The sequence below is a fragment of the Citrobacter sp. Cpo071 genome, assembly GCF_030332765.1.
Classification (GTDB): domain Bacteria; phylum Pseudomonadota; class Gammaproteobacteria; order Enterobacterales; family Enterobacteriaceae; genus Citrobacter; species Citrobacter portucalensis.
The window spans coordinates 378,423-385,114 of sequence record NZ_JAOWHE010000084.1; the positions used below are offsets into that span (position 1 = coordinate 378,423).

A 6,692-nucleotide genomic window follows, 5' to 3' on the forward strand; every position below is an offset into this window, starting at 1 on the left:
TGAAGAGGTTATAACATGTCAAAAGTCGCTCTCATTACTGGCGTAACCGGGCAGGATGGTTCTTACCTGGCAGAACTCCTGCTGGAAAAAGGGTACGAAGTACACGGTATTAAGCGTCGCGCTTCATCATTCAACACCGAACGTGTGGACCACATCTACCAGGATCCGCATTCAGGCAATCCCAAATTCCATCTGCACTATGGTGATTTGACGGATTCATCCAACCTGACCCGTATTTTAAAAGAGGTCCAACCGGATGAGGTCTATAACCTGGGCGCCATGAGTCACGTCGCGGTGTCGTTTGATTCACCGGAATACACCGCAGATGTTGATGCGATCGGTACGTTGCGTTTGCTGGAGGCGATCCGCTTCCTTGGTCTGGAAAAAAAGACCCGTTTTTATCAGGCGTCCACCTCTGAGCTGTACGGTCTGGTACAGGAAATCCCACAGAAAGAGAGCACGCCGTTCTATCCGCGTTCACCGTATGCCGTTGCCAAGCTGTACGCCTACTGGATCACCGTCAACTACCGCGAGTCTTACGGGATGTATGCCTGTAACGGCATTCTGTTCAACCACGAATCTCCGCGCCGCGGCGAAACCTTTGTCACTCGCAAAATTACCCGGGCGATCGCCAACATCGCTCAGGGGCTGGAGTCTTGCCTGTACCTGGGCAACATGGATTCACTGCGCGACTGGGGGCATGCCAAAGATTACGTCAGGATGCAGTGGATGATGCTGCAGCAGGATAAGCCGGAAGATTTCGTGATTGCCACCGGCGTGCAGTTTTCCGTGCGCCAATTCGTGGAAATGGCGGCCGCTCAGCTGGGGATTAAATTGCGCTTTGAAGGCGAGGGCGTGAATGAGAAAGGCATCGTGGTTTCTGTGACCGGACACGATGCGCCGGGGGTGAAACCCGGGGATGTCATGATTGCCGTTGACCCGCGCTACTTCCGTCCGGCTGAGGTGGAAACGCTGCTGGGCGATCCGGCCAAAGCACATGAAAAACTGGGCTGGAAACCGGAAATCACGCTGCGCCAGATGATCTCGGAAATGGTCGCTAACGACCTTGAAGCAGCGAAGAAACACTCCCTGCTGAAGTCGCACGGATACGAGGTCGCCATCGCGCTGGAGTACTGAGGATGAATAGACAACGTATTTTTGTGGCGGGCCATCGCGGGATGGTGGGGGCCGCCATCGTCAGACAACTGGCGCAGCGAGATAACGTAGAACTGGTGCTGCGTACCCGCGACCAGCTTAATCTGCTGGACGCCGCTGCGGTGCAGGCGTTCTTTGCCGCTGAACGTATTGACCAGGTTTATCTGGCGGCGGCAAAAGTGGGGGGGATTGTGGCGAACAATACTTATCCTGCTGATTTTATTTATGAAAATATGATGATTGAGAGCAACATTATTCATGCAGCGCATCTGCATAACGTGAATAAACTGCTGTTTCTCGGGTCATCCTGTATTTATCCCAAGCAAGCTACCCAGCCAATCGCCGAAAGTGAACTGTTGCAGGGGGCACTTGAACCGACCAATGAGCCGTATGCGATTGCCAAAATTGCCGGTATCAAGCTGTGCGAATCGTATAACCGACAGTATGGCCGTGATTATCGCTCGGTGATGCCGACCAATCTGTACGGACCGCATGACAACTTTCATCCGAGTAATTCGCATGTGATCCCGGCGCTGCTGCGCCGCTTTCACGAAGCCTGCGAGCAAAATGCGCCGGATGTGGTGGTGTGGGGAAGCGGGACGCCAATGCGTGAATTTCTGCATGTCGACGATATGGCGGCGGCCAGTATCCACGTGATGGAGCTGGCTCGGGAAGTGTTGCAGGAATATACCCAACCAATGCTGTCGCATATCAATGTGGGTACCGGTGTGGACTGCACCATCCGTGAACTGGCCCAAACCCTCGCGCAGGTAGTGGGTTACAAGGGGCGCGTGGTGTTCGACGCCAGCAAACCGGATGGGACGCCGCGCAAATTGCTCGACGTTACGCGTCTGCATCAGTTGGGCTGGTATCACGAGATATCTCTGGAAGCGGGGCTTGCCAGTACATATCAGTGGTTCCTTGAAAACCAGCAGCGTTACCGGGGGTAAGCATGTTTTTACGTCATGAGGATTTTGCCACCGTTGTACGTTCAACTCCGCTGATTTCCATCGATTTGATCGTGGAAAACGCCCACGGCGAATTTCTGCTTGGCAAGCGCCTCAATCGTCCGGCGCAGGGGTACTGGTTCGTGCCCGGCGGTCGGGTGCAAAAAGATGAACCGCTGCGTGCGGCCTTTGAGCGGCTGACTGACGCTGAGCTGGGGTTACGTTTACCGCTGTCCGCTGCAGAGTTTTACGGGGTCTGGCAGCACTTCTATGACGACAACTTTTCCGGGGAAGATTTCTCAACGCATTACATCGTGCTGGGATTTCGTCTGCGGGTGTCGGAAAACGACCTGCAACTGCCTGACGTTCAACATGGCGCGTACCGCTGGCTGGCAATTGAAGAGATCCTGGCCAGTGACCACGTGCACGACAACAGCCGGGCTTACTTCTGTGAGAAGAGTCAGGCCGGAGTACCCGGGCTATGAAGATCCTTGTGTATGGCATCAACTATTCGCCGGAGTTGACCGGTATCGGTAAATACACCGGTGAAATGGTGGAGTGGATGGCGCAACAGGGGCATGACGTACGGGTGATCACTGCGCCGCCTTATTATCCGCAGTGGAAGGTCAACGGTCGCTATTCATCCTGGCGCTATCGTCGTGAAGAGGGCGATGCCATCGTCTGGCGTTGTCCGCTGTATGTGCCTGAGCAGCCTTCTACGCTCAAGCGCTTGCTGCATCTAGGCAGTTTCGCCCTGAGCAGTTTCTTCCCGCTGCTGGCGCAGCGTCGCTGGAAGCCGGATCGCATCATTGGGGTAGTGCCGACGCTGTGTTGTACGCCGGGCATGCGCCTGCTGGCGAAGCTGTCCGGGGCGCGCACGCTGCTGCATATTCAGGATTACGAAGTCGATGCCATGCTGGGGCTTGGCATGGCGGGCAAAGGCAAGCGTGGCGCGGTGGCAAAACTGGCCAGCGCCTTTGAGCGCAGTGGGCTGTTGAATATGGACCATATTTCGACCATTTCTCGCTCAATGATGAATAAAGCGCAGGAGAAGGGCGTTGATGCACAGAAGGTCATTTTCTTTCCGAACTGGTCAGAAGTAGCACGTTTTCGTGACGTGAACGATGCCGATGCTCTGGCGTTGCGCCAGCAACTGGGCTTACCTGATGATAAAAAAATCATTCTCTACTCAGGCAATATCGGTGAAAAGCAAGGGCTGGAGAGTGTGATCGACGCAGCGGCCCTGTTGAGCGAACAGCCCTGGCTGTTTGTGATTGTCGGGCAGGGCGGGGGTAAAGCGCGGCTGGAGAGTATGTCTGGCGAACGCGGCCTGAACAATGTGATCTTCTTTCCGCTGCAATCTTATGACGCGCTGCCTGCGCTGCTCAAGATGGCGGACTGCCATCTGGTGGTACAAAAGCGCGGTGCGGCGGATGCCGTATTGCCCTCCAAACTGACCAATATCCTCGCCGTTGGTGGAAACGCGGTGATTACCGCCGAACCTGAGACCGAGTTGGGTCAGCTGTGTGATGCTCACCCAGGCATCGCGGTGTGTGTCGAGCCTGAATCAGTGAATGCGCTGGTTGGCGGGATTCAACAGGCGCTAACCATGCCAAAAGTGAACACGGTGGCACGTGAGTATGCCGAACGCACGTTGGATAAAGAAAACGTGCTGAGCCAATTTATTGCAGATATTCGGGGTACATGATGAGTCAAAACAAACTCTTTCCGGTGGTGATGGCCGGTGGCTCGGGTAGCCGTTTATGGCCTCTGTCCCGCGTACTATATCCAAAGCAGTTTCTGTGCCTGAAAGGCGATCTCACCATGCTGCAGACAACGATTTGTCGTCTGAACGGCGTGGAGTGTGAAAGCCCGGTGGTTATCTGTAATGAACAACACCGTTTCATTGTGGCGGAACAGCTACGGCAACTGCACAAGCTGACTGAGAATATTATTCTCGAACCCGCCGGGCGCAATACGGCACCGGCGATAGCGCTGGCCGCGCTGGCGGCAAAACGTCAAAGTCCGGGGGAAGATCCGCTGCTGTTGGTATTGGCGGCCGATCACATGATTGCCGATGAAGAGGCATTTCGAGAGGCGGTTCGCAATGCAATGCCGTATGCCAGCGCGGGTAAGCTGGTGACGTTTGGTATCGTGCCGGACCAGCCGGAGACCGGCTACGGCTATATCCGTCGCGGCGAGCTTTCGCCGACCAATACCGACGCCGTGGCTTTTGAGGTGGCGCAGTTTGTTGAAAAGCCCAATCTGGAAACCGCGCAGGCTTACGTGGCGAGCGGCGACTACTACTGGAACAGCGGCATGTTTCTGTTCCGGGCCGGGCGCTATCTGGAAGAACTGAAAAAATATCGCTCCGACATTCTTGAGGCCTGCGAAAACGCCATGAGTACGGTTGATCCCGATCTCGATTTTATCCGCGTTGATGAACAGGCGTTTCTCGCCTGCCCGGAAGAGTCTGTGGACTATGCGGTAATGGAACGTACGGCCGATGCGGTGGTGATGCCCATGAACGCAGGCTGGAGCGATGTTGGCTCCTGGTCATCGCTGTGGGAAATCAGCGCCCATACCGCTGAAGGTAATGTGCATCATGGTGACGTCATTAGCCATAAAACGGAAAATAGCTACGTGTATGCCGAGTCTGGCCTGGTGACGACCGTCGGGGTGAAGGATCTGGTGGTGGTGCAGACCAAAGATGCGGTGCTGATCGCCGATCGCAACGCGGTGCAGGACGTCAAAAAAGTGGTGGAGCAAATTAAAGCTGACGGACGTCATGAGCACCATATTCACCGTGAAGTTTACCGTCCATGGGGCAAGTACGACTCTATCGATGCCGGAGACCGTTACCAGGTGAAGCGGATTACCGTTAAACCCGGTGAGGGATTGTCCGTGCAGATGCATCATCACCGGGCTGAACACTGGGTTGTGGTGGCTGGTACCGCGAAGGTGACAATCAATGACGACATCAAACTGCTCGCTGAAAACGAGTCTGTCTATATTCCGCTGGGGGCGACCCATTGTCTGGAGAACCCGGGGAAAATCCCGCTCGATCTGATTGAAGTGCGCTCCGGATCTTACCTCGATGAGGATGATGTGGTGCGGTTTGCGGACAGATACGGGCGTACCTGATGTCGGATGCGCTGCGCTTATCCAGCCTACAGCACCGTAGGCTCGATAAGCGAAGCGCGCCGGGAAATGCATTTAACACTCATTAAAAGGCTCATTAAGAGTCAGGGCCTCCTGTTGCCTGAAGAAGGGTAAATCATGACGAAATTAACCTGTTTCAAAGCCTACGATATTCGCGGCAGGCTGGGCGAAGAACTGAATGAAGATATTGCGTGGCGTATTGGCCGCGCTTACGGCGAGTTCCTGAAGCCGAAAACGATTGTCCTCGGCGGCGATGTGCGCCTGACCAGTGAGACGCTGAAGCTGGCGCTGGCGAAAGGACTGCAGGATGCGGGCGTGGATGTGCTGGATATCGGCATGTCGGGCACCGAAGAGATTTACTTCGCCACTTTCCACCTGGGCATTGATGGCGGTATTGAAGTGACCGCCAGCCATAATCCGATGGATTACAACGGCATGAAGCTGGTGCGGGAAGGGGCACGGCCTATCAGCGGTGATACCGGTCTGCGCGACGTGCAGCGCCTGGCGGAAGCCAATGATTTCCCGACGGTTGATGAGACAAAACGTGGCCGCTACCAGCGCATTACTGCCCGTGATGCCTACATTGACCACCTGCTGGGTTACATCAATCCCGCCAAACTGAAACCGATGAAGCTGGTGCTCAATTCCGGCAACGGCGCGGCAGGTCCGGTGGTTGACGCCATTGAAGCCCGTTTTAAGGCGCTGGGTGTGCCGGTCGAGTTCATCAAAATTCACAACACGCCGGATGGCAACTTCCCCAACGGTATTCCCAATCCTCTGCTGCCGGAATGCCGGGCCGACACGCGCCATGCAGTGATTGAACACGGCGCGGATATGGGGATTGCATTCGACGGTGATTTTGACCGCTGCTTCCTGTTCGATGAAAAAGGTCAGTTCATTGAGGGCTACTACATTGTCGGCCTGCTGGCGGAAGCGTTTCTGGAGAAGAATCCGGGTGCAAAAATTATCCACGACCCACGCCTGTCCTGGAACACCGTGGATGTGGTGACGGCGGCAGGCGGTAAACCGGTGATGTCAAAAACCGGGCACGCGTTTATCAAAGAGCGGATGCGCCACGAAGATGCCATTTATGGTGGCGAAATGAGCGCGCACCACTATTTCCGCGATTTTGCCTATTGCGACAGCGGAATGATCCCGTGGCTGCTGGTGGCGGAGCTGCTGTGTCTGAAAGGGCAGTCGCTGGGCCAACTGGTCCGCGACCGGATGGTGGCCTACCCGGCGAGTGGTGAAATAAACAGTACGCTGGCAGAGCCGACGGCAGCGATTGCGCGCGTGGAGCAGCATTTTTCCCGTGAGGCGTTGTCGGTGGACAGAACGGACGGTATCAGCATGTCGTTTGTCGACTGGCGCTTCAATTTACGCTCTTCCAATACCGAACCGGTGGTGCGCCTGAACGTGGAATCGCGC

Annotated in this window: 6 protein-coding genes; all 6 read left to right on the forward strand. The window is 55.5% G+C overall.

Translation table 11 applies throughout. The features are described 5' to 3' along the window. Window positions 1–15: 15 nt before the first annotated feature. Window positions 16–1,137: a GDP-mannose 4,6-dehydratase gene (gene gmd / locus OGY09_RS17015; protein WP_032943926.1), complete on the forward strand. Its 1,122-nt coding sequence runs from the start codon at window positions 16–18 to the stop codon at window positions 1,135–1,137. 2 nt (window positions 1,138–1,139) lie between these two features. Continuing rightward, window positions 1,140–2,105 carry a GDP-L-fucose synthase gene (gene fcl / locus OGY09_RS17020; RefSeq protein WP_032943925.1) on the forward strand — a complete coding sequence of 322 codons (966 nt, stop codon included), beginning with the start codon at window positions 1,140–1,142 and terminating at the stop codon, window positions 2,103–2,105. 2 nt (window positions 2,106–2,107) lie between these two features. Then, on the forward strand, window positions 2,108–2,587 hold the full coding sequence (locus OGY09_RS17025; protein WP_008785194.1) for a GDP-mannose mannosyl hydrolase: 480 nt from the start codon (window positions 2,108–2,110) through the stop codon (window positions 2,585–2,587). After that, window positions 2,584–3,810, forward strand: coding sequence for a colanic acid biosynthesis fucosyltransferase WcaI (gene wcaI / locus OGY09_RS17030; RefSeq protein WP_032943924.1), 1,227 nt, complete (start codon window positions 2,584–2,586; stop codon window positions 3,808–3,810). Before OGY09_RS17025 ends, wcaI begins: the two co-directional genes overlap by 4 nt. Further along, on the forward strand, window positions 3,810–5,246 hold the full coding sequence (gene cpsB, locus OGY09_RS17035; RefSeq protein WP_032944479.1) for a mannose-1-phosphate guanyltransferase: 1,437 nt from the start codon (window positions 3,810–3,812) through the stop codon (window positions 5,244–5,246). Before wcaI ends, cpsB begins: the two co-directional genes overlap by 1 nt. Before the next feature lie 135 nt (window positions 5,247–5,381). After that, a partial coding sequence (gene cpsG / locus OGY09_RS17040; protein WP_286590686.1) for a colanic acid biosynthesis phosphomannomutase CpsG occupies window positions 5,382–6,692 on the forward strand: 1,311 nt, incomplete at its 3' end.